The organism is Pseudoalteromonas prydzensis (assembly GCF_011050055.1).
Classification (GTDB): domain Bacteria; phylum Pseudomonadota; class Gammaproteobacteria; order Enterobacterales; family Alteromonadaceae; genus Pseudoalteromonas; species Pseudoalteromonas prydzensis_A.
Genome location: NZ_DRGM01000165.1, coordinates 1 through 24,068 on the forward strand (window position 1 = coordinate 1; position 24,068 = coordinate 24,068).

General features: G+C 40.3%; 20 protein-coding genes and 1 tRNA gene. 13 read left to right on the forward strand and 8 right to left on the reverse strand.

Annotated features, from left to right (window positions below):
- The 4 genes from ENH88_RS15400 to gorA form a co-directional block, all read right to left on the reverse strand.
- Nucleotides 1-1,536 (reverse strand): hypothetical protein (locus tag ENH88_RS15400; protein ID WP_304183510.1); only part of this gene is annotated, 1,536 nt, incomplete at its 3' end.
- 9 nt (nucleotides 1,537-1,545) lie between these two features.
- Entirely contained in the window at nucleotides 1,546-3,249 is a 1,704-nt protein-coding gene (locus tag ENH88_RS15405) for a hypothetical protein (protein ID WP_304183512.1), read from the reverse strand.
- Nucleotides 3,246-4,466 (reverse strand): tyrosine-type recombinase/integrase, encoded by a 1,221-nt coding sequence (locus ENH88_RS15410; RefSeq protein WP_304183515.1) that lies wholly within the window; start codon nucleotides 4,464-4,466, stop codon nucleotides 3,246-3,248. The genes ENH88_RS15405 and ENH88_RS15410 overlap by 4 nt, the downstream gene beginning before the upstream one ends.
- Nucleotides 4,467-4,559: 93 nt before the next feature.
- Entirely contained in the window at nucleotides 4,560-5,918 is a 1,359-nt protein-coding gene (gorA, locus tag ENH88_RS15415; protein ID WP_304183518.1) for a glutathione-disulfide reductase, read from the reverse strand.
- Nucleotides 5,919-6,047: 129 nt separating this feature from the next.
- Here gorA and prlC point away from each other — a divergent pair, with 129 nt between their 5' ends.
- The 5 genes from prlC to ENH88_RS15440 all read left to right on the forward strand — a co-directional run bounded on the left by prlC (nucleotide 6,048) and on the right by ENH88_RS15440 (nucleotide 12,841).
- Nucleotides 6,048-8,099: an oligopeptidase A gene (prlC, locus tag ENH88_RS15420; protein WP_304183519.1), complete on the forward strand. Its 2,052-nt coding sequence runs from the start codon at nucleotides 6,048-6,050 to the stop codon at nucleotides 8,097-8,099.
- 125 nt (nucleotides 8,100-8,224) lie between these two features.
- Complete coding sequence (locus tag ENH88_RS15425) at nucleotides 8,225-9,406, forward strand: response regulator (RefSeq protein ID WP_304183522.1); 1,182 nt, start codon at nucleotides 8,225-8,227, stop codon at nucleotides 9,404-9,406.
- Nucleotides 9,407-9,463: 57 nt separating this feature from the next.
- Nucleotides 9,464-10,219, forward strand: a complete 756-nt coding sequence (locus ENH88_RS15430) for a class I SAM-dependent methyltransferase (protein WP_304183523.1) — start codon at nucleotides 9,464-9,466, stop codon at nucleotides 10,217-10,219.
- A 121-nt stretch (nucleotides 10,220-10,340) separates the two neighbouring features.
- Nucleotides 10,341-12,266, forward strand: a complete 1,926-nt coding sequence (locus ENH88_RS15435; RefSeq protein WP_304183526.1) for a methyl-accepting chemotaxis protein — start codon at nucleotides 10,341-10,343, stop codon at nucleotides 12,264-12,266.
- 101 nt (nucleotides 12,267-12,367) lie between these two features.
- Entirely contained in the window at nucleotides 12,368-12,841 is a 474-nt protein-coding gene (locus ENH88_RS15440) for a peroxiredoxin (RefSeq protein WP_304183527.1), read from the forward strand.
- Nucleotides 12,842-12,939: 98 nt separating this feature from the next.
- Here the strand turns inward: ENH88_RS15440 and ENH88_RS15445 are convergent, their stop codons facing one another.
- The gene (locus ENH88_RS15445) at nucleotides 12,940-15,066 is read right to left on the reverse strand and encodes a S8 family peptidase (RefSeq protein WP_304183543.1); all 2,127 of its coding nucleotides are present in this window, start codon (nucleotides 15,064-15,066) and stop codon (nucleotides 12,940-12,942) included.
- Nucleotides 15,067-15,388: 322 nt separating this feature from the next.
- Here ENH88_RS15445 and ENH88_RS15450 point away from each other — a divergent pair, with 322 nt between their 5' ends.
- From ENH88_RS15450 to ENH88_RS15485, 8 genes are all read left to right on the forward strand, one after another.
- Nucleotides 15,389-16,573 carry an NAD(P)/FAD-dependent oxidoreductase gene (locus ENH88_RS15450; protein ID WP_304183529.1) on the forward strand — a complete coding sequence of 395 codons (1,185 nt, stop codon included), beginning with the start codon at nucleotides 15,389-15,391 and terminating at the stop codon, nucleotides 16,571-16,573.
- Between the two features lie 355 nt (nucleotides 16,574-16,928).
- Nucleotides 16,929-18,119: an RNA ligase RtcB family protein gene (locus ENH88_RS15455; RefSeq protein WP_304183531.1), complete on the forward strand. Its 1,191-nt coding sequence runs from the start codon at nucleotides 16,929-16,931 to the stop codon at nucleotides 18,117-18,119.
- Entirely contained in the window at nucleotides 18,116-18,766 is a 651-nt protein-coding gene (gene prfH / locus ENH88_RS15460) for a peptide chain release factor H (protein WP_304183532.1), read from the forward strand. The genes ENH88_RS15455 and prfH overlap by 4 nt, the downstream gene beginning before the upstream one ends.
- A 1-nt stretch (nucleotide 18,767) precedes the next feature.
- Entirely contained in the window at nucleotides 18,768-19,103 is a 336-nt protein-coding gene (locus tag ENH88_RS15465) for a low molecular weight protein tyrosine phosphatase family protein (RefSeq protein ID WP_304183533.1), read from the forward strand.
- A 279-nt stretch (nucleotides 19,104-19,382) separates the two neighbouring features.
- Nucleotides 19,383-19,459 (forward strand) — tRNA-Ile (locus tag ENH88_RS15470).
- A 209-nt stretch (nucleotides 19,460-19,668) separates the two neighbouring features.
- The gene (locus tag ENH88_RS15475) at nucleotides 19,669-20,316 is read left to right on the forward strand and encodes a hypothetical protein (RefSeq protein WP_304183534.1); all 648 of its coding nucleotides are present in this window, start codon (nucleotides 19,669-19,671) and stop codon (nucleotides 20,314-20,316) included.
- A complete protein-coding gene (locus ENH88_RS15480) occupies nucleotides 20,313-20,807 on the forward strand; it encodes an ImmA/IrrE family metallo-endopeptidase (RefSeq protein WP_101162743.1) in 495 nt (164 codons plus the stop codon). Before ENH88_RS15475 ends, ENH88_RS15480 begins: the two co-directional genes overlap by 4 nt.
- An 8-nt stretch (nucleotides 20,808-20,815) precedes the next feature.
- The gene (locus tag ENH88_RS15485; RefSeq protein ID WP_304183535.1) at nucleotides 20,816-21,946 is read left to right on the forward strand and encodes a beta family protein; all 1,131 of its coding nucleotides are present in this window, start codon (nucleotides 20,816-20,818) and stop codon (nucleotides 21,944-21,946) included.
- Between the two features lie 48 nt (nucleotides 21,947-21,994).
- Here the strand turns inward: ENH88_RS15485 and ENH88_RS15490 are convergent, their stop codons facing one another.
- The 3 genes from ENH88_RS15490 to ENH88_RS15500 form a co-directional block, all read right to left on the reverse strand.
- Entirely contained in the window at nucleotides 21,995-22,705 is a 711-nt protein-coding gene (locus ENH88_RS15490) for a sce7726 family protein (protein ID WP_304183538.1), read from the reverse strand.
- Between the two features lie 62 nt (nucleotides 22,706-22,767).
- The gene (locus ENH88_RS15495; protein ID WP_304183540.1) at nucleotides 22,768-23,649 is read right to left on the reverse strand and encodes a site-specific integrase; all 882 of its coding nucleotides are present in this window, start codon (nucleotides 23,647-23,649) and stop codon (nucleotides 22,768-22,770) included.
- On the reverse strand, nucleotides 23,642-23,863 hold the full coding sequence (locus ENH88_RS15500) for a hypothetical protein (RefSeq protein WP_182755711.1): 222 nt from the start codon (nucleotides 23,861-23,863) through the stop codon (nucleotides 23,642-23,644). The genes ENH88_RS15495 and ENH88_RS15500 overlap by 8 nt, the downstream gene beginning before the upstream one ends.
- Between the last annotated feature and the right edge of the window lie 205 nt (nucleotides 23,864-24,068).

The following is a 24,068-nucleotide window of genomic DNA, read 5'->3' on the forward strand; positions in this document are numbered from 1 at the left end:
CATTGGTAAATATATATGCTTATACTGTTGTTTAATGGCAACGTCAGAAAGTAAATTATAGCGTTTACCAAATACTGCAAAGGTTCGTCTGAGTTGGTGAGTTGTCAATGCCCATGGTTTGCCAACAATAATTTTCTGTTTGTAGGCGTGTATGTTTAGGTTGGGGTTTAGAAGCTTAAATTCTTCATAGTCTTGCTCGTTTACAATAGCGCCAGCTTCCTTTACAAGTCTTTGATAGTGCTTGACAAAAGGAGGTCCTGTAAATATGTTTGGTGTTCGACTTTTTAGTTTCTGTACTAACCAAATACTGGAGGCACGCTCGTTATCCAGCCTATCATCAGAGAGCATTAGCTGAATACGCATATTCTGAGTTAAAGCTGATGCGAGTTCTATCGCTTTTCCTGCTATTGGAGATGTTAGCCACTCAGCTTTTTCTGGAACTGCAGGAGTCATTTTACTATGCATTGATTGCAAAGAATAAAATGTCTGTTCTTTAAGTTTTAATGTTTTAAAGCTATCAGAATGTAGTCCATAAAGCTCGCTTCTTCTCATACCAGAAAACGCACCGCAAACTAAAAAACAACACATTAAAATGTGAGAATACAGCCAATCAAATTCAGTGATCTTGAGGGGAATTAATCCCTTAATTTCAATGTTTGAAGCGTAACTTTGAAGTATGTCAGTTGGCTTTTGTGGTTTAGCTTTGGTTATTTCAGCTTTGTAGTGAGGTGAATTTGATGTGAGCCAGTTCCACTGGCCTGTTTTTATTTTTCTGTCGACAACAGCCTTGCCTATTTCATAGTTATCTTGTTGCTCGGTCTGGATAGCTAATAATGTATCTCGAATAGGATAGTAAGTATCTATATACTCGATAGCCTTTGAGTATATGAGTTGCATCAAGCGTGATGGTATAGCGTAAAACTGCTCACTTTCTAGTTTGGTTGGGCAACCTAATTGACGGCCTAATTCTGTAATTGATGTCGTCAAAGGTAATGATAGTTTTATGGGGGTTTGTTTTCTTACAGCCTGAATCCAATTTAATGCAACAATGAGTTTAGAAATATATGGTCCACTCATTTTAAGTGACTTTAAATATTCGCAAAACCTAGAAAACTGTATGGGATGGTTCAGAACACAAATCGAATCTGCTTTGATAGATTCTATGTATTTATATACTTGGGTTAAATTGAGATTTCTCTCTAAAAATGTTGTAGTTTTAATCGTTGCTCCTTGCCTTAGGGTACCAACCGCAAACAAACCAAGGAATGCGAGTAATTTTTGTTCTTGCAACAAGGAAATGGTTGTTAAATGAGTAAAAGAAGCCCGCTTTTTCGAAACAATTTTGACATCTATATAATGTGTTACATCCCAGGTTTGGTCGCCGAAATGGCTTAAAACGTTCCCATCCTGATCTATCATTACAGGGGTTTTATTGAGGTTATCCCAATCTTTACTTTTATAATACTGTATTGCACGCTCTACAAGAACAGTGTTCTCTTTTATAATTTCCTCTGGAGTAGCTAGTAGTGGCCTCATAATCACCTCTTATAAAACCAAATTAAGCGTATCGGGCCAAAAAGGGTGACGACCATTGGTATGTAGCTTCCGCTCAGCTTGCCTGCGTACTTTTAAGTCGATACTAAAAAGCACTTGCTTTATTTTGCTTAGTACTCGATCAAAATTGTTTTTAAAGTGTGACATGTTGAGGTGATCTTCTTTGGCATCCTCTAACGCTTCGTAAAAGCTCAATAAACACCAGATATCATCAACTTCTTCAACCAGCACTTGGTTTGGGCAAGAAAAGCAATTCAATAAATCAGCACAAGCGAGATGACTCATGTCCACACTATCGATTGAGGCCTTTCTTCGAAAACGATCTCCATGGTTATCAAAGGGGTCTTTGCAACCTGTACCTAAAGGTGTTTTTTGACCATTCCCTGATTTAGCATAGCGGTTTACGAATTCATCATAGGGTAGTATTTCTAGATTCATTTGTTCAAGAGTTTGTTCTCGTGCTCTACTAATATCACCACATTTAATTGCATTTTCTAAGGTGTTAGCTGTGGCTTGAAGTTGGGCGTTATTTTCTGACTCGTTACCTCTGCTATAGTGTTTTCGCACTACATCAGGTGTGTTATTGAGCAACATGGATGTTTCGAGTGAGTTTCCTGTGAGCGCTAAGTAATTAGATGCACCTGTAGCTCTAAAGCGTTTAGCTTCAGGCCTAAGTTGTTGACCATTGTCATCAGTCAAATCGAATATGTTAATTAGCCAATTCATATTGGAACGAATATGCGTTGGGCACAAGGGCTTATTTATCCCGTTAAGACATTGATGAAGTAGTCTATTGGCATCTGGAAACAGCACGTGCGTAAGGGTGATAAGGTCATTAATAAAATTTAGCGCATGCTTTGGAATGTCTGTGCTAAGATTATCGCCGAGCTCGATGGTAACAAATTTATTAGCTCTCTTCTTTAACGCTGTTTGCACAAACCACTTACCTTGCTGTCCCTTTTTTTGTGAAGCTTTGGGGATATCCATATCTCTTATCGTACTAGCGTTTGCCCATGTGTAATAGGCAAGTAAGAAATATGCAGCACAGTAACACTTGGTAATAGCACCACTTACAGGCACTTCGATTTTATTAAAAGAAAAGTTCGCGTATTGGTCGCTTCTCCTTGCTTGAATGTATTCTTTAGGTGAGGTTTGAATTTGCTTGGAAAGCTGAAAATATAGTTCTTTTAGTATTTTAATTAACTTTTTCAATTCAGATTCTGAGTATGCTTGAGTTGGATTTATTTGGCTGCGAAATAGTTTGAATTTAGAAAACCACTCATCAACAGGGTGATCTAGCATCTTCATTATTGTTCTTATACTACTTAATTCACCTTTTGCTGTGTTTGAACTTTTGCTGCCAATTCTAACGCTGTGAACTAGAGCTGTTTCAAATGCATTGATACCCTCTTTTGAATCTGGATTTACTGGAATACTGTCACAAATATTCACATACCGTGTAAATGTTCTAAAAAGGGTATTCATTGTTGTGTCAGTATATTCTGTATTAGCTTTGAATGCTTGATACCACTTAATAATTTGGTTGTCTCGGTTAAGCAAAGTACCCCGATGCATTTCAAAAAGTTTAGGCACGCCTTTGTATCTAAATCTTTGAAAGTCTGGGTATACAAATTGATCACCATAAATATTTAACTTAAGTTTAAGGTCAATATTTAAATTTGATTTGTTAATCACGAGAGATCCTCATTAATGACTGACTCCATAACTTGATCTAAAAAGCAAACTGCACGTATCGATGCCTTGCTTCGGTTTATAAAGTTCAGGTATCGCCAAGTTGTTTTCTCATCTTTATGTCCCATCCACCCCATGATTAATGACATAGCATCGAATGGTGACAACCCAACTTTTTCGTCTAAAAGGGACGCAAGGCGAAATGTACCGTAAGTTGCACGTAAATCGTGAGTTCTATGCTGAAAGTGGGTATTTAGCTCATTGCGTATGTAATTACGAGTTAAGCTAAAGTGACGCTGTATTGCATTGGTAGTATATGGTTTACCTCGATTGGTAATTAATAATTCCGTAATCGGTTTATCGGTTTTAGACTCTCTTTTCTGGCGACGCTCACTAATCAAGTAGCGATGCATCTTGTTCATTAACAGTGTTGGAATTTCGATAGTTCTGACTGAGCCAAATTTGGTGAGTACACCGTTATGAGGTCCTATACTAACTTGAATATGGTATTTATTCGGGTCACATCTATTCACTAGATTAGCAGGAAAGGTGCAGGCTTCTTCTATACGAAGGCCGCACATGAGTTGTAATAGTTGATGTATTTGGAACTCAATTGACTGTTCTTTGAGTGCTCGCGAATATAATTTTACCTCATCTTCTGTAAGGGGATTCAAGCTTTGCTCTGGTGTACGCCTTGGGACCCTGATCCTTAAGTCTGAGCTTCTAACAACATAATTACGATTGATATGCGCAAGCATCCCAGTCGTTTTGATGCTAACAAACTCTACTTCAAATGGTTTATTTTCCTTAGATAAGTTAATTAACCTCTCGTAATATGCCCACTCGTAGAATTTAATTATATGGTTCATATATACAGCTGCTGTTGAACTATTTAGCTCACCGGCTTTCACTGAGGCCAAAAGATCTTGGTTTCGGAAAATATATGTGGGCTTATTTGATTTGATAGTTGGAAAGTCTTTCCAAGAGAGTTCATGGCTTTTTAAAAAGCGCCAATATCGACTTATGGCACGAACGTTTGAATTGATGTTTTTTGCGCGCTTAACGTTAATGAGGTGATTCATCCAAAGGTTTATTGGCATGACGTATTCACCATCTTCATAAAAAGTTGGAAAGCCTTTTAGCTGAATGCTTGATTTTGTTTTGCAAAAGGGAGTTTGGATCTCAGTTTTAAAATCATCTGATTGAACTATTGTGAGCATGAAAAAGCCGACCAAAAATTGTACGTTACTTGGTCAGCTTAGTTCGTTTTCCAGAGTTAGCAAATGTAAAGTTTCACTTTTCCAGAGAAAAATTTACATAGTAACAAATTCCTCAGAACCCGTTGGGTGTATGGCGACTACTGAGTCAAAATCTGCTTTGGTTGCGCCCATTTTCATGGCAACGGCAAAACCTTGGATCATTTCATCAACAGCAAAGCCTAAGCCGTGTAAGCCTACAACTTTCTCGTCAGGGCCTGCGCACACTAGCATCATGTTACAAGGTTGGCGGTGCTGGGTTACCGCAGTGTACATAGCAGCAAACGTTGATTTATACACTTTTACGTTCTCGTTGCCGTACTGCGAAATAGCTTCTTGCTCAGTTAAACCAATAGTGCCTATTGGTGGATGGCTAAATACTACCGTTGGCACTAAGCTGTAATCCATTTTTAAATCGTCAGGCAGCTCTTTATTGAACAAACGCTCTGATAAAGTACGGCCTGCTTTTACTGCAACTGGGGTAAGCTCAATTCCGCCTTCGATGATATCGCCAACCGCATAAACATTTTTAGCCGTGGTATTTTGATATTCATCAACCTTTACGTAACCGCCTTCGTTAACTTCAACGCCTGCTGCCGCTAGGTTAATTTTATCGGTGGTTGGGGTGCGGCCAATCGCCCAAATAACTTGATCAACATTTTGGCTATAACCATTTTCAAAGTGAATAGTTAAGCTGCCATCGCTTTCTTTCACCACTTCTTTTGGCGAGCATTCGGTATGCAGCGTTGGTCCTTCTTTGGCCATAATCTCAACAAGGGTGTCGATAATGTATGGATCAAAGGTGCGCAGTGGTTTGCTTTTACGGACAAATAAATGGGTTTCTGTACCTAGGCTATGCAGTACACCAGCAATTTCTACCGCGATATAACCGGCACCCACAACGGCAACGCGTTTTGGTTGCTCGTTTAGCTCAAAAAAGCCATTTGAATCGATGCCGTGCTCAGCACCTGGGAGATTTGGAATGCTAGGGCGACCGCCTACGGCAATTAAAATATGATCGGCAGTATAAAGTTCGCCGTCTACTTCAACCGTTTTATTATCAACAAATTTAGCAAAGCCTTTAATGACTGTTACGCCATTTTTAGCAAGGCCATTATCATAGCCTTTATGAATGCGGCCTATATAGGCTTCACGGCTTTCTACTAGTTTACTCCAGTTGAATTCTTTTACTTCAACATTAAAACCGTAATCAGGAGCGTATAAGTTAATTGCTTCAGCAACTTGAGCGCCATGCCACATTACTTTTTTTGGCACACAACCTACATTCACACAGGTACCGCCCATGTGCTTTGCTTCAATTAGTGCCACTTTTGCGCCACGCATAGCTGCACGGTTAGCTGAACCTATTCCGCCGCTGCCGCCGCCAATTGCAATGTAGTCAAAATGCTGAGCCATAGTTATTCCTCAAAGATGAATGGTCATATTAGTGCGATGATAGCATAAGCAAGACCCGTTAAAAGCCCCTTGTATTTCAAGAATTCGCCCCAACTTCAAAATCATAATTGCACAGACTTGAGAGCTAACATGAGTGATACCCAAAACAACCCTTTAATAGGTTTAGAAGGCTTACCGCCATTTTCTAAAATTAAGCCAGAGCATGTTGTGCCAGCGCTAAAAGCGGGCATTAGTGAATGCCGCGCTAAAATTGATGAAGTGTTGGCTAAAAAATCGTTTACTTGGTCAGATTTAGTGTTGCCACTTGAAGAAGTTGACGACAAGCTTTCACGCATGTTTTCTCCAGTATCGCACATGAACTCTGTGGTGAACTCTGATGAACTACGCGAAGCGTACGAGCAATGTTTACCGCTTATTTCTGAGTACTCAACCTTTGTTGGTCAACACCAAGGTTTGTATGAAGCTTATAACGCTCTGCATAACAGCGACGAATTTAAAACCTTAAGCACCGCACAACAAAAAACCATAACCAATGCACTGCGTGACTTTGAGCTTTCAGGTATTGCTTTGGCGCCAGAGCAGCAAAAGCGCTACGGCGAAATTAGCGCAAGGTTGTCAGAACTTGCTGCTAAATTTGGTAATAATGTCATGGATGCCACATTGGCTTGGCAAAAGCACATTACCGATGAAAGTGAGCTTGCGGGCTTACCTGAGTCGGCGTTAGCGTTAGCGGCAGATACCGCAAAAAGCAAAGAATTAGACGGCTGGGTTTTCACGTTAGATTTCCCATCGTATTTACCAATTATGACCTATGCAGATAACCGCGAGCTACGTGAACAAACTTACACGGCATTTGTAACCCGCGCGTCTGATCAAGGGCCTAATGCCGGCGAATTTGATAATTCAGCGATTATGAGCGAAGAACTCGCACTGCGCCATGAAATTGCGCAATTGTTAGGTTTTGCTAGCTATGCTGAAAAATCACTCGCTACTAAAATGGCTGAAACACCAGAGCAGGTCTTCTCATTTTTAGAAGACTTAGCCGCTAAGTCTAAACCTCAAGCAGAGCAAGAACTTGCTGAGCTACAAGCGTATGCCAAGGAAAAACACGGTATCGAGCAGCTCGCTGCGTGGGATTATGGTTATTACGGCGAAAAGCTAAAACAAGAGAAATATGCAATATCAGACGAAGTACTGCGCCCGTATTTCCCAGCCGATAAAGTACTAAGCGGCTTGTTTGAAACAGTAAATCGTTTATTTGCTATTAGCGTTAAAGAGCTTAAAGACATCGATACTTACCATAAAGATGTACGCTTTTTTGAAATTTACGACAGCAGCAACACTTTACGCGGGCGTTTTTACCTTGATTTATACGCGCGTGATCACAAGCGCGGTGGCGCGTGGATGGATGACTGCATGGGCCGTAAAGTACGTGCCAATGGCGCGTTACAAACACCGGTAGCGTATCTAGTATGTAACTTTAATAAAGCGATTGGCGATAAACCTGCGTTATTTACTCATAACGAAGTAACCACTTTATTCCATGAGTTTGGCCATGGTATTCATCATATGCTAACCCAAGTTGATGCGGCACCAGTAGCCGGTATTAATGGTGTTGCATGGGATGCCGTTGAACTGCCAAGCCAGTTTTTAGAGAATTGGTGTTATGAAGAAGAAGCGCTTAACTTTATTTCAGGCCACTATGAAACGGGTGAGCCGTTACCTAAAGAGCTATTGGATAAGCTACTAGCGGCTAAAAACTATAACTCAGGCATGCAAATGCTGCGTCAAATCGAGTTTTCGTTATTTGATTTTAGAATTCATAACGATTATCAAGCGGGTGAAGAATGCCAAATTCAAGCGCGCTTAGATGCAGTGCGTAGTCATACCTCAGTGGTTAAAGCGCCTGAGTTTAACCGTTTTCAGCATAGCTTTAGCCATATTTTTGCTGGTGGTTATAGCGCGGGTTATTACTCGTATAAATGGGCCGAAGTGCTTTCGGCTGATGCGTTTGCTAAATTTGAAGAAGAGGGTATTTTTAATCCACAAACTGGGCAAGCCTTTATGCAGCACATTTTAGAAAAAGGCGGCAGTGAAGAGCCTATGGCGTTGTTTAAAAACTTCCGTGGTCGTGAGCCGAGCGTCGATGCATTATTACGTCACAGTGGTATTGCAGCCTAAAGGGCAAGTTGGTTTTATTGTTTTAAAGCGCCGGTTGGCGCTTTTTTAGTTTTAAGCTAATAAATTATCGCAAAATCAGGGCTCCGTACTATGCTTTTTAAGTAATTAATAAAAAGGAATGAGGTATGACAAAACTGGTACTGGCGATTGATGACGATAAATATGTGCATCACGTTATTGAGCAATCATTAGCGGGTTTTTGTCAGTTAATTCACGCCAAAAATGGTGATGAAGGGCTAAGACAAGCGCTAAAGTATAACCCTGATATTATTTTACTGGATGTCGAAATGCCCGGTAAAAGTGGTTACCAAGTATGTACAGAGTTAAAAAATAATGAGCAAACCAAAGACACCCCAGTGATGTTTTTATCGGGCAAGAGTGAGTTACCAGAGCGCGTTAGAGGCTATAACGCCGGTGCCGCCGATTACATTGTAAAACCCTTTAATGCACAAGAGTTGATGGCACGTATTCGGGTGTTATATCAGTATCGTCAGCATTCTATCAAGCTTAAAAAAGATGTTGAGCAGGCGCAGAACACTGCTGAAATAGCGATGACAGATTCGGGCGATATGGGCAGGATCATGCGCTATGTAGGGCAAACTTATCATGCTCATGATGTGCAATCATTATCAGCCTATTTTTTTGAATTCTTTCGGCCATTAAATCTCAATGTGGCGGTGGCTTTTTGGTGTCAAGAGAGTGAGTTTTTTTGTAGCGATGACGGTGGCGTTTGTCCGCTCGAGCAAGAGCTGTTAGAAAAGCACCGTTACTCAAATCGGTTTGTTGATTTTAGTAGCCGCACTATTATTAATTATCCCAAGCTGTCTATTTTAATTAAAAACATGCCGCTTGATGATGTGGCATTGTATGGTCGTTATAAAGATTTGTTCCCGCATATTTTGGAAGTCACTAATGCCAAAATCCAAGATATGGAAGTAAACGAAAAAGCTCTTGCGCAAGCGCACACGGTTGGCAATGCCTTTAATGAGCTTGCTTCGCAACTATTTGTCAGTAGCGAGGCCCGTGAAGATGCAGTGGCAATATTGGCCACTCAGTTATCTGAGCTGCGCGTACTGATGCAGCAAAATCCCGCGTTTGCCGATAACCAAGCGTTGCTATTACAAGTAGCGCAATTAGAGCAAACGCAATTACAGTTAGGGGCGTTGAATGATGATTTAGCCTTCATTAAACATCAGCTCAACCAGATTATTGATTCGCGCAGTGAATTGCTCGACAGTTTGAGTAAAATTGCTACCCCTGAACACTCTCAAGACGTTACTTCACAAACGGATATTGAGCTATTTTAGTGCTATGGCGCTTAGCAGTTGCTATACTTCGCGGGCTATTTACGGTCGGAGTTTATTTTGGTTATACAGTGTCCTTTTAAAGAAGTACGTCATTATCTTAATGAGATTGAGCAGCGCTTTGGGCTGGCCGAGTGGGCAGCAAATACCACTGGTTTTGCATTGCATTATGATGATCAAGGCTTAAGCTTACGCAAAACCGATGAACCAAAACTGGGCGCGATTAGCGTTGATTTTGTTACCGGTGCGGTAGCTCACCGTCGTAAATTTGGTGGTGGCAAAGGGCAGTCTATTGCCAAAGCGGTAGGCTTAAATAAAGGTGCAACGCCGGTTGTGCTCGATGCCACAGCGGGTTTAGGACGTGATGGATTTGTACTGGCGTCTCTGGGTTGTAAAGTAATTTTGCATGAACGCCACCCGGTTGTTGCGGCATTGCTCTATGATGGCTTGCAACGCGCTTATAATGACGCTGAAATTGGCCCGTGGATGCAGCAAAACATGAGCCTAGTGTTTGGCTCAAGCCATACCTTACTCGCGCAATGTGACAGTATGCCTGATGTGGTTTACCTTGATCCGATGTTTCCACACCGTGAAAAATCAGCGCTAGTAAAAAAGGAAATGCGGGTATTCCAAGACTTAGTGGGAGCAGATAATGACGCCGATGGTTTACTTGAATTCGCCTATCCACTTGCCAGTAAACGGGTGGTTGTTAAGCGCCCAGATTACGCACCATTTTTAAATAACCAAACGCCAAGCATGCAAATTAAAACCAAAAAGAACCGCTTTGATGTATATGTAAAAGCGGCGATGGTGTGAGGCTTTATTCGTATTTTTAAATTTTGTTCCCGTAAAGTTATAAGTGTTTCATGGCGGTTTTCATTAAATTGTCATAAATAGTTAATAGTGTACGCGCAGTTATTTAGAGGAATTGAATTTCATGCGCGTGTCATCATTTACTCGGCTACTAGCTATTTTGTTGGCATTAGCCAGCCTGCTGTTAGGCGGAACTCTGTACTGGGCAAGTCAAACATTAGTTAAACTTGAACAACAAGACCAATCTTATAATCAATTAAAAAACAAAATACTCGTCGATTTAAAAGGCTTGCTTGAAGACTATTTAGCACAAGGCGATAGTCAGTATTTAGGACAAGCGGCTGAACTTATTAGCCAGGTAAAAAAAAACCAGTTAGCTAGTTTACCAAGTGACTTAAAACAGCAATTAGATACGCAATTAACCCAGCTTGATACCGATATAAAAGGTAAATATCGCGCTTTGGGTAAACTCTCAGGTAATGAAACCGCATTGCTTGATAATGCGCTTAGGCAAATGGCGGGCTCAGCGTCTTCCTTAATTGATTATGCCAACAAAGCAGGGCAGCAAAATACTAACGCGCAGGATTATTACCTGCTTGCCAGTGACTACTACCGCGAAGTGACGAATTTGTCGTTGTTTACTTATCAGTTAATGCTTAGTTTTGATCAAGACACACAAACCAACTTACAACAAAGTATTGCTAACTTAAACCGTTTAGCGCAGCAGATTGACGACCTTGAAAACTTAGGCGTGATGAGTGAAGTTGATGAAGATAGCTTGTTTATGGATGAAGAAGCCGAAGACTTAGCGGAGGAAATTAAAGCGGAACTAAGCAGCTGGCCGAACCGTTACCCGCGTGATTTAGCGAACACCATTGAGCAAGCTCAGCAGCGCCAAACAGGTATACAGGCTCTGCGCAAACAGATCAATACACTCTCTGGCACGGTGATTAATGCCGAGCAGCAACTTAAAATTCAACAAGGTACTTTAAAGCAGCAAGTGCTGGTGGTGTTTTGTATTGCCATTGGCATGTTGGTGGTATTAGCTGTTGGGGTTTATTTTGTACAGCGTAATCAAGTACTAACACCACTTCGTCAATTGCGAGATGGTTTTGCATTTTTAATTGAAAGTAATGAGCTAAAAAATATTGTGAGTAAAAACCCGAAAACTGAAGTGGGTGAAATAGCGACTTACTTTAATCAACTTATTGAGCGCCAACGCCTAGAGGCTAATGAGCGTGCGCAAATGCTAGAAGTGATTAATGACTTTATGCAAGAGATGAGCGAACACTTACAAACAATAAGCGAGCAAACTGATGCTAGTCATCATCAAGTAGAGCAAAACCAACAATTACTGACTGATATTCAACACATAGGTGAACAAGTTAATGATATTAACGGCAAAGTAGCAGATAACGCGAAACATACCTTTTCAGCAATGGAGCAAAGCCTAGGCTTTGCGCAGAATATGCTAAGTGCCAGCTCGAATACGCAGCAACGAGTAGACCAAGGTTTACACAGCTTGCAAGAACTCCTCAGTGGTGTACAAGATGTAGGGCAAGTTATTGAGATGATCCGCAATATTGCAGAGCAAACAAACTTACTGGCACTTAATGCCGCGATTGAATCGGCCCGTGCAGGTGAACATGGCCGTGGTTTTGCGGTGGTTGCTGATGAGGTGCGTAAACTTGCTCGGCAAACTCAAGGCTCCTTGAGTGATATTAACAATCAACTTAACTTATTAAGTGAAAACTCCAGCATGGTGTCAACGCAAATATCAGCGCTTGCAGATGATGCCCAATTGCAAACAAATAATGCGCAAGATCTTAAGCGTAACTCTGAAGGTGTCGCTGATAATGCCCAAGACGCTAATAAAGTAGCGTTTGAGGCCATGGAGTTAGCAAAACAACAAAATGCATTATTAGATAACTTTAGCCAGTCAATGCAGAGCATGAAAGGCCAAGTGAGTGAATCCAGTCTACTAGTGGCTGATATTCACCAACGTTTACAGCAGCAAATGCACACTATTCGTAGTAGCTTAGGATTGTAACTTTGCTTGAGCATAATGACTTGCAACTAGCTGTTAGGTCTAGTCGCGCTTTTATGCTATTTTTAAGTCGTTTATAGCTCATTACTTTAAAAGGAAATACCATGATTTCTCAAGGCCAAGTATTACCAGCAATTAGTCTTACGCAATTAACCGATGACGGTATGCAAACACTGACCAATGACGATTTATTCGCCGCTAAAAAAGTGGTGTTATTTGCCGTTCCAGGTGCCTTTACACCAACTTGTTCTAATGCCCATTTACCTGAATTTATTACGCTTGCAGATCAAATAAAGGCCAAAGGTGTAGACGCTATTTATTGTGTATCAGTGAATGATGCATTTGTGATGAAAGCATGGGGTGAAACACACAATGCAGAGCATATTCAAATGCTTGCAGATGGTGATGCGAGCTTTACAAGAGCGCTTGGGTTAGATAAAGACACCGCTGGTTTTGGTGGTGTTCGTTCAACCCGTTATGCCATGATTGTTGAAGACCAAACCGTAACGGGTTTGTTTGTTGAACAAGACAAAGAGTTTGTTGTAAGCCGCGCAGAAGCGGTATTAGAAAAGCTGTAATAAAAAAGCCGAGCAAAGCTCGGCTAAAAATCACCAGGGGAAACTGGTTGACCAAAGCGCGCGAGTGGCAGTAATACTGACACTCGCGTTTTTAGTTCTTAAGGTTGGTATTGCGCATCAAGCGTTAAACCAGCAAAGGTTTGATAAGCATTCACGCTCATGTGCCAAGTACCCGCTTGTGGGTTGCTGAAGGTACATGTTTCAGCGTTACCATTTTTGTATGGACGACAATCGTAGCTAGAGCTGGTTGGTTGACTAGCAAATTTAACGAATAAGTCCGCATCACCAGAACCACCAGAAGTCGTTACGGTAAAGCTTGCCATACCCGCAGGCACATCCAAGGTGTAATGTTTCCATTGACCCGCACTGGCTGAAATATCAGACACAGTACCACCACCTGCTTGTGGCTCACCTGTACCACCAGAAGTTGTTAAATTACCTACTAAACTCACATTTGCGTAAGCTGAGTAACCGCTCAGCATGACATGATATGTACCTGCTGTTGGGTTATCGATAGAGCATTCTTCGTTATTGCCATTTTTATATGGACGGCAATCATAGGTTGATGTTGTTGGTGCGCTGCCTGCACGTACATACATATCAGCATCGCCACTGCCGCCACTCATAGTAAACGTAACATTAGAAGCGCCGCTTGGTACGGTCATAGTATAGAAAGTAGTACTACTTGCGCCGCCGCTTAGGCCTGTTAGCGCTTGACCATCAAGTAATTCATTGCCTGTTGGTGGTAGCGGTGTTGTACCACCTGCTGCGGCAACCGCTGCTGCTGCGTCAACAATACCTGTACCACAGTTATTACATGATGCTGGGAATGAACGTGTAGTTGATTTTAAAATGCTCTCAATTTCATCAGGCGTTGCATTTGGCTTAGCCTGTTTGATCAGTGCAGCAACACCAGCAACGTGCGGCGCAGCCATTGATGTACCTTGTGAGTAGTGGTAGCTATCACTTGAAGGGCTTGATGAACCCGAGTTATGCGTTGACAACACACCTTCAGAATCATTGGCAAAACTTTGTGCACCGCCTGGTGCTGCAACATCAATTGACGTACCATAATTTGAGTAATAAGCACGACCACCATTACGGCCAACCGAAGCCACATTCACTACGCCATTACAGTTACCTGGGTTGTAGTTGTTGGCATTGTCGTTATCATTACCAGCAGCAATAACGATAACAGTGCCGTTATTGCGAGCTTGGTTAATCGCGTTTTGTGTGGTTGAGCTACAAGAGCCGCTGCCACCTAAACTCATATTAATTACATCAGCAGGATTCGCATTAGCAGGTACGCCAGAAACCGAACCGCCAGATGCCCAAATAATCCCATCAGCAATATCTGATGTTAAACCACCACATTTACCCAGCACACGTACTGGCACTACTTTGGCGTCATAAGCAACACCGGCAACACCTTCGCCATTATTTGTTACTGCAGCCACAGTACCTGCCACGTGCGTACCATGCCAGCTAGAGCCCTGTGCGCTATGTTGATAACCACATTCGTTAGCACTGATCGCATCACCTGGATCGCGAGCATCGCTATCGCGTGCGCCACCATCATTAGCAACAAAGGTATCGGAGATCATGTCGTAACCAGGTAATAAATTAGCATTTAAATCAATATGCGGGCGGTAACCAGTATCAAGTACGGCAACCGTTACACCGCTACCTGTGGCAGTATCCCACGCTGTAGGTAGGTTTAATCCGCCAGCTTGTTCATAATAATGCCATTGATCGTCATAACGCGGATCATTAGGCGTTGCAAATGGTTTTAACATTTGATCTATTTCAATGTATTCCACGTTGCCAGAGGCAATCACTTCTTGCATATATTGTTGCGCTTCATCTGCGCTAAGTTTTTTATTTGCACGCATTACATGGTGGTTGCTCAATGCCATAGCACGAACATACTGCGCTTTAACGTTACCTTTTTTACTAGTAAAGTTTTTAATAAAGCCTTGGGCTTTTTTGTTCATCATTAGTGGGCTAGTTTCAGCAGCCGAAAGTGTACTCATTTCATCAGCGTTATTTTTATATTTGATGATAAAACGCGTACCAAGAGGATCTTGCCCCTGTAGTTTTGCTGTGGTTTCTGCCATTGATGGCATCATTGCTTGGCTTGGATTTGCCATACTAGTAGTTGCAGCAAATAACGTGCTTAATGTTAGCGCTACGGCACATTTTTTAAATGTTGTTGTTGTCATAATGATCCCTAGATTGTTATGTATTCTCCACGATGGATTATCGTGAAGGGGAACAAAAGTAAATGATCTGTTAAAATAGTTAAAGTAACGTTTTATTATTAATGTCTCTATTTTAGTTATATCGGGATGTTTATATGGCTAAATACGCTTTTATGGTTTTTATTATGCGACTTTGTTAGTTATAAAGTATTAATTAATTTATAGGGTGGTGGAAAGTGCATTTATTTTTTCACACTTTATTGTTAATAATTAAATAGTGAAATACCGCTCAGTTTGTACTTTTAAATTTGCTACAATTGCAAAAATTTCCTGATGAGACAATCAAATGACCCAAGTAGATGTAATAGTGATCGGTGCCGGAGCCGCAGGTTTAATGTGTGCTGCGCAAGCAGGTTACCGTGGCCGCAGTGTTACAGTACTTGATATGGGTAAAAAACCAGGTCGTAAAATTCTCATTAGCGGTGGTGGGCGTTGTAACTTCACCAATGAAAATGCCAGCTCTGATAATTATTTATGTGGTAACCCGCACTTTGTAAAATCGTGCTTAAGCCGCTATACCCAACATGATTTTATTGAGCTGGTGGACAGACACGGTTTGGCGTACCACCATAAAACCCTTGGCCAATTATTTTGCGATAACAGCGCGCAAGATATTGTTGATATTTTGCTAACTGAGTGCGAGTGGGCTGGAGTTAATGTTGCGCTGCGTAGCGAAGTGCTTAACGTTGAAAAAACCGAGAGCGGCTATCAGGTGAGCACAGAGCAAGAAACGTATCAGTGTGAATCTTTGGTTGTTGCTGCGGGTGGTTTAACCATGCCAAAACTAGGCGCAACACCAATTGGCTATAAAATTGCCGAACAATTTGGCTTAAAAGTATTGCCGACCATGGCAGCACTTGTGCCATTTACCTTGCATCAACATGATAAAGACCGTTTTGCAGGGTTATCGGGTATCAGCATTCCTTGTATTGTCAGCAGTGAAGACGGCACCAGCTTTAAAGAAAATATCTTGTTTACCCATCGTGGTTTATCAGGCCCGGCTATTTTACAAATCAGCTCATTTTGGCGAGCAGGACAAGCGGTTACTATAAACTTGTTACCAGAGCTTGATTTAACAGCGCAATTAGCCACATGGCGAGAAACCCAAGCACAAAAATCATTAAAAAATAGCCTCGCGACTATTTTGCCAAAACGCTTTATTGAAATTTTACACGAGAGTAAAGCCATCCCTGATTGCAATGTAAACCAGCTCACCCATAGCCAAATTGACGCGCTAGCTAATTACATTCATAACTGGCAAATTAAACCCAACGGCACCGAAGGTTACCGCACAGCCGAGGTAACTCTAGGTGGTGTAGATACCGATGAGCTTAGTTCAAAAACCTTTGAAGCGAAAAAATCCCAAGGCCTGTACTTTATTGGTGAAGTAACCGACGTAACCGGTTGGCTAGGCGGCTATAACTTCCAATATGCGTGGAGCTGCGGTTTTGCAGCGGGACAATATTGTTAGCCATAAAACTTAGAAATATATCGAACATAAAGTAAACACGCCATAATTTTAGTTTGCTTTATGTTCAAAAACTGATTAACATGCGCTCGTTCAATTGTTCAGCACTTACCCTAAGTGTTGGATTCAGCAACTAACTGTGAAGGAGAAAATACTATGACAATGACATCAACATCCTTTGCAGGTCTTATCCGATAAGAAACTTGTTACTTAAATACGCTGTTATATATTAAGTACATTTAGGTAAACATTGCGTTTAAATGCGTTCCTTTCGTTTGATTTCAAAATAGATCCAGACCTGCCAATTCGTATTTCGTTTTAATCCTATTTTTCTAACAAAGAAAAAGGAATTGGTATTATGGGCAAATCCGTTCAAAAAATAACTGATAAAGTTAGCCTTATTGCGTCTGCTGATACGTGGATTGAAGGGCTGGCAATACAGCAACTGATCAAAACATCAGAGCTAAATGGTATGCAACGCGTAGCGGGCATGCCTGATTTACACCCAGGTAGAGGGTATCCCATCGGGGCTGCATTTTTTACTACTAACAAAATTTACCCTGCATTAGTGGGTAACGATATTGGCTGTGGTATGGCGCTGTGGCAAACCACAGCCAAAGTAGCAAAAGTAAATCTGGATAAACTAGCCAAAAAATTTACACATATTGAGCTGCCACTCGATGAAAGCTGGTTCTCAATCATAGAAAGTAGCAAAGCGGCAAAAAATATTACTACCAATGGCCATGATAGCGCCTTAGGCACCATTGGTGGTGGTAACCATTTTGCTGAGTTTCAAGCGATTGATGAGGTATACAATCAAAGTGCCTTAGATGAGCTAGGGCTAAGTAAAAAGCATCTTCAATTATTGGTTCATTCAGGCTCGCGAGGGTTAGGGCAATCAATATTGGTTGAACATATAGCGGGCCATAATCATGATGGCTTATGTGAAGGTGATGCTGACTTTAAAGATTACATGAGTAAGCATGATGAAGCCGTGCGCTTTGCTGAACTTAATCGTGAGTTGATTGCTAAGCGGTTTTTAGAGGCTATACGAGCAAATGGTGAGTGTAGCTTAGATATTAACCATAATTTAGTATCGGCTAAAAACATTGACGGTTGCGCTGGCTGGTTACACAGAAAAGGTGCAACACCGAGTGATAAAGGTTATGTAGTGATCCCAGGCTCTCGTGGCGATTACAGTTATCTTGTAAAGCCTGTATTTACAGAGTCGAGCGATAATGACTTAGCAGTGCAGGAAAGTATCAATACCAGTTTATTTTCACTTGCGCATGGCGCGGGGCGAAAATGGCAGCGGGGTGAATGCCATGGCCGATTAGGTCATAAATATAAGCGCGAAGATTTATATCGTACAGCGTTAGGCAGCAGAGTTATTTGTGGTAATAAAGAATTGCTATACGACGAAGCACCCCAAGCGTACAAAAAATGTGAAACGGTTATAAGTGACATGGTTGATGCAGGGTTAATAGAAGTGGTTGCTAAGTTACGGCCAGTTTTAACCTTCAAAACAAATGGAGGTTGCTCATCATGATATTACTGCAATTATCAGCAGGACAAGGACCAATTGAGTGCTGTAAAGCTGTAAGTTTAGCGTTAAAAATGATTAAAAAACAATGCCTCGCACAAAGCATAGAACTCGAGATTGTTGAGGCTATTAGCGCAACAGAGCGAGACTGTTTAAAGTCGGTTTTATTGCAACTTGATTCAACAGTCGATAGCGCGGCTAAGCAATTAGCTCAGTCATGGCAAGGTACTATGTTGTGGGTGTGTCAAAGTCAGTATCGGCCTAAGCATAAACGCAAAAATTGGTTTTTTAGCGCGCAACTGTACGACATTGATGAAAGTAAGCTTGAGCAAGGCGTAACTTTTCAAACATGTCGCGCGTCTGGCGCTGGCGGCCAACATGTTAATACCACTGATTCAGCAGTCAGAGCCACCCACACAGCAACGGGTATTTCGGTACGTGTTGAGAGTGAGCGCAGTCAACATGCCAATAAGCGTTTAGCAAGAGTGCTGTTGTTTCAAAAATTAGAGCAACTAGCATTAGACAAAATGACTCAGCAAGAAACAGCACGTTGGCAACAGCACTGGGAAGTTGAGCGCGGTAACCCTGTAAAAACATTCATTGGTGAAAAGTTTACTTTAAAACATGAGTGCTCAGTTAATGAAGGGACATAAAGTGACAAATGTACTTTTCATTTGTAGTCGCAATCAGTGGCGAAGCCCAACTGGTGAACAAGTATGGAAAAATCACCCAGAGCTCGCTGTTAGCTCAGCAGGCACAAGCCCTAATGCAAAGAGAACAGTGAATGCCAAAATGATGCAATGGGCTGATGTCATATTTGTTATGGAGCAAAAACACAAAAATAGACTTAAAGCACAATTTGGACATTTATTAACTTATAAAGATATTCAAGTATTAGATATTGCTGATGAATACCAGTATATGGATAACGAGTTAGTAAGTATTATAAAACAAAGCGTTGGCAGCTATTTAGCGCTAACTTTAGCGTAGTGTTTTTTATCTTGTTTGTGAATCGGTACGAACAAGATAAAACATTCGCGACTAAAGTCGTTTCTACGTGATATAAGTACTCGTGTGAATGGCTTTAGTCACCAATAAAAGCTCTTTGCGACTACTATTTAAGCAGTTAGCTTGTTGATTGTTAAAATAAAGGTTTTTGCTAGTGACAAGCCAGTAAAAACTTTTTATACTGCAACCCGCTTTAACCGCTTAGGTAGTTAAACGCTTCAAAAATTTAGCCTTTGTTTAAAACACACGCTAATACAAAATGGCCCCTTAGCTCAGTTGGTTAGAGCACACGACTCATAATCGTTAGGTCCCCAGTTCAAGTCTGGGAGGGGCCACCACTTTTACAAGCTTTCCAAGTAAATACCTACTAACCAAAATTACCTTGTGCTACCTCTGTGCTACTTTGATTATATACTAAGCGTAATTTTTTTCAGCAAGCTATGTTAGCTAGGTGAAAATATTTAAGACTTTGTATTATGTATATCGTTGTAAACTTTAGAATTACATGTACTATAAATTAAGTTAAACTTTTTATTTAAGGCAATTGATGAACAGGAAAGTTCCACTTTTAACTTTAGTACTTCTTTTTATCGTTACTTTTCTTTCAGCAGCCTCAGCTGAAACTGTGTTACAAAAAGATGTTTCAGAAATCGAATCTACCGAAAAATTCCATATTTATGATTCTTTACGAGATAAGTACGAGGATAGAGCGAAACGTGACGGCGATTTTGCTCTATTATCGTTAAAGGTAGAAAATCAAAGAACTGAGAATGAACGTGATTTGACTAATCTACAAAAAACCATAAATAACCAAAAAGATGAAATTCATAGTTTAAAATTACTCTTACTTAATATAAAAAATGATGAAAAAGTAAGTTTTGCTGAATGGAGTGGGATTTTATTGGCTTCAGTTGCAATTATACTCACAGTTTTAGGTTTAGTTATTGCTGTCTTTTCATTTTTCGGTTACAAAAAAATGATTAATAGTGCTGAAGAGACTGCCAGAATTAAAGCTGAAGAAATAATTCTTAGTAAAATACATGAAACAACAGAGTCAGAGTTAATAAAGCTTTTTGAAGGCAATAAACTCGACCAAGTTCTTACAAATGCAGCGGCAAAAGTTATTTATAGAGGCATTGGAAGACCAAGTGATTCATACCTGAATTCAAATGAAGAAGAGACTGATAACTTATGAGTTTTTCATCAGAATGGTACAGTTTAGAAACAGAACAACAATCTTTAATTAGAAGCTTTCAAGGTAGTCTCCCTATACCTATCGGAGCAATTGCTAGATCTCTAGGAATAAACGTTAAACTTTCTACATTGAGCGCAGGTATTTCTGGTGAAATTAGAGAAGTTGAAAATATTTGTACTATTAAGATTAATAGGCATGATGTAAAAGCACGGCAACGTTTTACTCTTGCCCATGAGATTGCTCACTTTCTATTACATAGGGATAGACTTCGAAATGGCATTGTGGATGATGTGCTCTATCGCTCTAGTTTATCCAACGCTTTAGAAGCTGAAGCTAACCGTTTAGCTGCTGATATTATAATGCCGTGGCACTTAATGAAAGAAGCTGAGCAGAAGTACAATGCACTTTCTTCTGAGGTAAAGTTTGAAACTATTGCTGAAGAATCTGAGCTTTCGACTACTGCTATTAAAATTCGCTTTGGCAAGTTATAGGAGTTCATTTGTTTAATTCTACAGGCTTCAGATATAAATATATTCCAATGCTATCCTTGGCTGTTTCTGAAATGGAGGCAATCGAAGAGCTTCCTGAAAAAGATAAAGAGCTAATACTTCCACTTGTCCCTCTTAGAGGGTGGGTTGCTTCAAATGATCTAGGTAAGTCTATTTGTAGGATAGAAAAAGCTATTGGAGATAGATCTTGGATAGCGGATATTGATAGTTCATTCTTAAGTGATAATAAGCATTATCAGCTTACAGGCAAGTATCCACGTCCAGTATTCTATGATATTGAAAAGTTACTGAATCCAGAACAAGGCTACGAAAATTGGTTTGTATATTTACGTGATATTGCTTTGAATGCAATCCCATGCCTGCAACTGTCTGATTTAAATCAGTTAGCTGAGCAGGTGACAAAGTTGAAATCTTTGAATAGAGGGGTGGTACTAAATATCAAAATGGATGAAGTCGGTGTTACAACACTTAACTTTATCGCGGACACACTTTTTAATATAGAAGTGAAAGAGCTCCTTATTATTTGTGACTATGGTGACATATCAAGAATTAACTTATCATACTACCAGCAATACATGTCTCTTTTGGAACAACTGAAAGTTAAACTTCCTACAGCCTTATTTTCAATTTCAAGTACATCGTTTCCGTATAGCTTTTCTGATTCCTATAGAGGAGAACGACCTATATACGAAAGACTGGTATTTAATAAGATAAGGAACGAAAATGATCGAATACGGCTTATTTATTCTGATCGCGCTAGTACTCGTGCTAAAAGAATGAAAGGAGGTGGGGGAATACCACCTCCAAGAGTTGATTACCCTCTAAAAGATGATTGGAGGTATATCCGAAAGGAATTTTTAGATGCAAAGAATGCAACGAAAGAAGAAAAGATAAAGTTATATCAGGAAGCTGCAATGGAGGTTATTAAAAGTGACTACTGGGAGGCTTCTTTGAAACTTTGGGGAACCCAATTAATCGAAAGGTCGGCAAAGGGGGATTCTTTTGGGATTACTTCAGCGAGTAAAGCAACGGCTGTGAGGATCAATATTCATTTATATAAACAGCTGCATTATGATGATGTTTTAGATGATTTAGACACTGATGATGAATGGATAGACTAAGCTCCAATCAATATATTAGGCTGTTTCCTGTACTCGAATAGTTAATTACTATGTAAGTAATTTTGTAATTAATGGGTCATTATTTTTAATTAGCCAACTTATAGGCTTTTCTGATTTAATTTTTATAGGAGGAGCTGTATACCTACTTAATGCTGTTAAATCATTAACTTCAGCTTGTTCTGAACCTATTTTTTTGAAAAACAAAGCGCTAGTCATACAAAACCTTTTATAAAGCGATTCATGAGTTGCAACTCTAAATTTCGATATAGGGAGCTTATTAGCTTTACATAGAAGATCTTCTCTTGAAAAAATGTTGTTTTTAGAGCCCGAGACTAACTTCCTAAAATCTTCGAGTGTCATAAGTTGTGATAATTTTTCATAGTTACGTATAAAGTTTAATTTCCCTCTCCTGTGTATTTTAAATTTATTATCACTAAACTCCCAAATACCAACATTGTCTTGAGCTGTATTTTTTACTTTTTCTATGTGCTTTTTAGCTGCAACAACAATCACTTTATCGAAGTATTCTGAATACTTTTTAAGTTGACCATCCAGTCTTGATAAATTGTCACTTTCACTTTTAACTTCAAAGGCGATTAACTTCCCTCTGATAAGAACTACTAAATCAACTCTCCTTGCAAAATAATCTATAGTAAATTCATTAATAACCAATGAATGATCCCCTAAATCGCCTCCATCCCTTAATTTATTAATTATAGCAATTTTTATATCGGGCTCTAAAAAACGATTGTTGTTCACTATGAATACCTCTAAAAACTTATAGCATGCATTATACAAAGAGGGTTTGAAAACAGCTAGTTCTACCTTAAGTAAACTTCTGTAATCTCAGCTCTGAAGTGGCCCAGCTCTTGCGACACTGTTTCAAGAGCTGTAACTCTACTTAGTCCCAAACCTTTTAGTTCATCCATTCTCTCTTGTGCGTAGCTATGCCTGAGTCCATGAGCGCCATTAGAAAAAAATAGAGCGCGATTAGATGCTTTTGAGAATGAACATGACCATTTATGGCCTCCACCAATATCATAGCGTTGCAAGTAGTTAATTTCCCTATCACGTACTGTTATCGGCCTATCTAAGCGCCTTTGTTCTAGCTTAGTAGCTAATGCACTAGGTATTAATACATCACGGATTAGGCCGCCTTTGCCCTTCACTGTATAAATACTTCCTTCTCGACCAAGCCATTTACTGTTTAGTGCTGGGCGGCTATCAGCTTTACGCTCTGATACTCTGGCAATCGTTAAAAGCTCATGGGCTCTTAATCCTGCTGCGTAGGCTATTTGTGTAGATAAATTATATTTTCTAGTTTGATGTTCACTGATTGCATGAGCTTGGGCTGGAGTGTAGGCGCGAGACTTTTCGATTATCTCTTTTTCGGATTTTATTACTGTCAGCGTTTCTTTTGTGCTTAGTTTGCCGTTGAGCTTAAACATAGCTTGGATTGCTTGCCGTTCCATATCTAACGTTTTTTGGCCTGCAAACTCACTGCGATAATCAAGGTATTTATAAGCATCCTGAATGCTCATCCCTTGCACACCATTAATACCAATATCCTTTGACCATCTAGCTATTTTTATAAGTGCAGTTTTATAATTACGAGCAGTGCCAAGCGATTTAATAATTTTGTGCTTGTATAAGTTTTTAGCTAGCTTCTGGGCTTGCGCTTCAGGCTTCGCAAACTTAGGCATTTTTATCAATCCATCGTTTTACAGTACTCCAGTGTGTTTTCACTCCTTTACGCAAAAGCCATCGTTGCAAACAAGCAATGCTTGTTGCTTCTTTATGAAGCGCTAGCAGTTTGTGTTTATGAATATCGAGCTTTGATGGCTTGAATCGTTTTTTACTGATTAGCTTTTTTTCGTTTTTTAGGCGCAATGCTTCAGCCTTAGCATTAAAGGTCATAGTAACTCTCCAAGGGATTTGTAAGATAGACTGGCTATTAAAGCTCAGCGGCTAATGCCTATTCGCCCCTGTTCAACGCATAGCGTTTGGCTCGGACTGATCTCGCCATTAATTATTTTTGATACGTAAAAGCATCAATATGATTTTCACAGTGAAGTGAAACTTGTAAACCTCGTTACTACGTTTTGAAGGCAGCTGAACAGCG

What these genes read in the sequence shown, in the direction of transcription:
- ENH88_RS15455 (WP_304183531.1), top strand. Translation starts at nt 16,929, where the DNA reads ATGGGCAAATCCGTTCAAAAAATAACTGATAAAGTTAGCCTTATTGCG.
- prlC (WP_304183519.1), top strand. Translation starts at nt 6,048, where the DNA reads ATGAGTGATACCCAAAACAACCCTTTAATAGGTTTAGAAGGCTTACCG.
- ENH88_RS15410 (WP_304183515.1), bottom strand. Translation starts at nt 4,466, where the DNA reads ATGCTCACAATAGTTCAATCAGATGATTTTAAAACTGAGATCCAAACT.
- ENH88_RS15480 (WP_101162743.1), top strand. Translation starts at nt 20,313, where the DNA reads ATGAGTTTTTCATCAGAATGGTACAGTTTAGAAACAGAACAACAATCT.
- prfH (WP_304183532.1), top strand. Translation starts at nt 18,116, where the DNA reads ATGATATTACTGCAATTATCAGCAGGACAAGGACCAATTGAGTGCTGT.
- ENH88_RS15435 (WP_304183526.1), top strand. Translation starts at nt 10,341, where the DNA reads ATGCGCGTGTCATCATTTACTCGGCTACTAGCTATTTTGTTGGCATTA.
- ENH88_RS15425 (WP_304183522.1), top strand. Translation starts at nt 8,225, where the DNA reads ATGACAAAACTGGTACTGGCGATTGATGACGATAAATATGTGCATCAC.
- gorA (WP_304183518.1), bottom strand. Translation starts at nt 5,918, where the DNA reads ATGGCTCAGCATTTTGACTACATTGCAATTGGCGGCGGCAGCGGCGGA.
- ENH88_RS15450 (WP_304183529.1), top strand. Translation starts at nt 15,389, where the DNA reads ATGACCCAAGTAGATGTAATAGTGATCGGTGCCGGAGCCGCAGGTTTA.
- ENH88_RS15475 (WP_304183534.1), top strand. Translation starts at nt 19,669, where the DNA reads ATGAACAGGAAAGTTCCACTTTTAACTTTAGTACTTCTTTTTATCGTT.
- ENH88_RS15495 (WP_304183540.1), bottom strand. Translation starts at nt 23,649, where the DNA reads ATGCCTAAGTTTGCGAAGCCTGAAGCGCAAGCCCAGAAGCTAGCTAAA.
- ENH88_RS15500 (WP_182755711.1), bottom strand. Translation starts at nt 23,863, where the DNA reads ATGACCTTTAATGCTAAGGCTGAAGCATTGCGCCTAAAAAACGAAAAA.
- ENH88_RS15440 (WP_304183527.1), top strand. Translation starts at nt 12,368, where the DNA reads ATGATTTCTCAAGGCCAAGTATTACCAGCAATTAGTCTTACGCAATTA.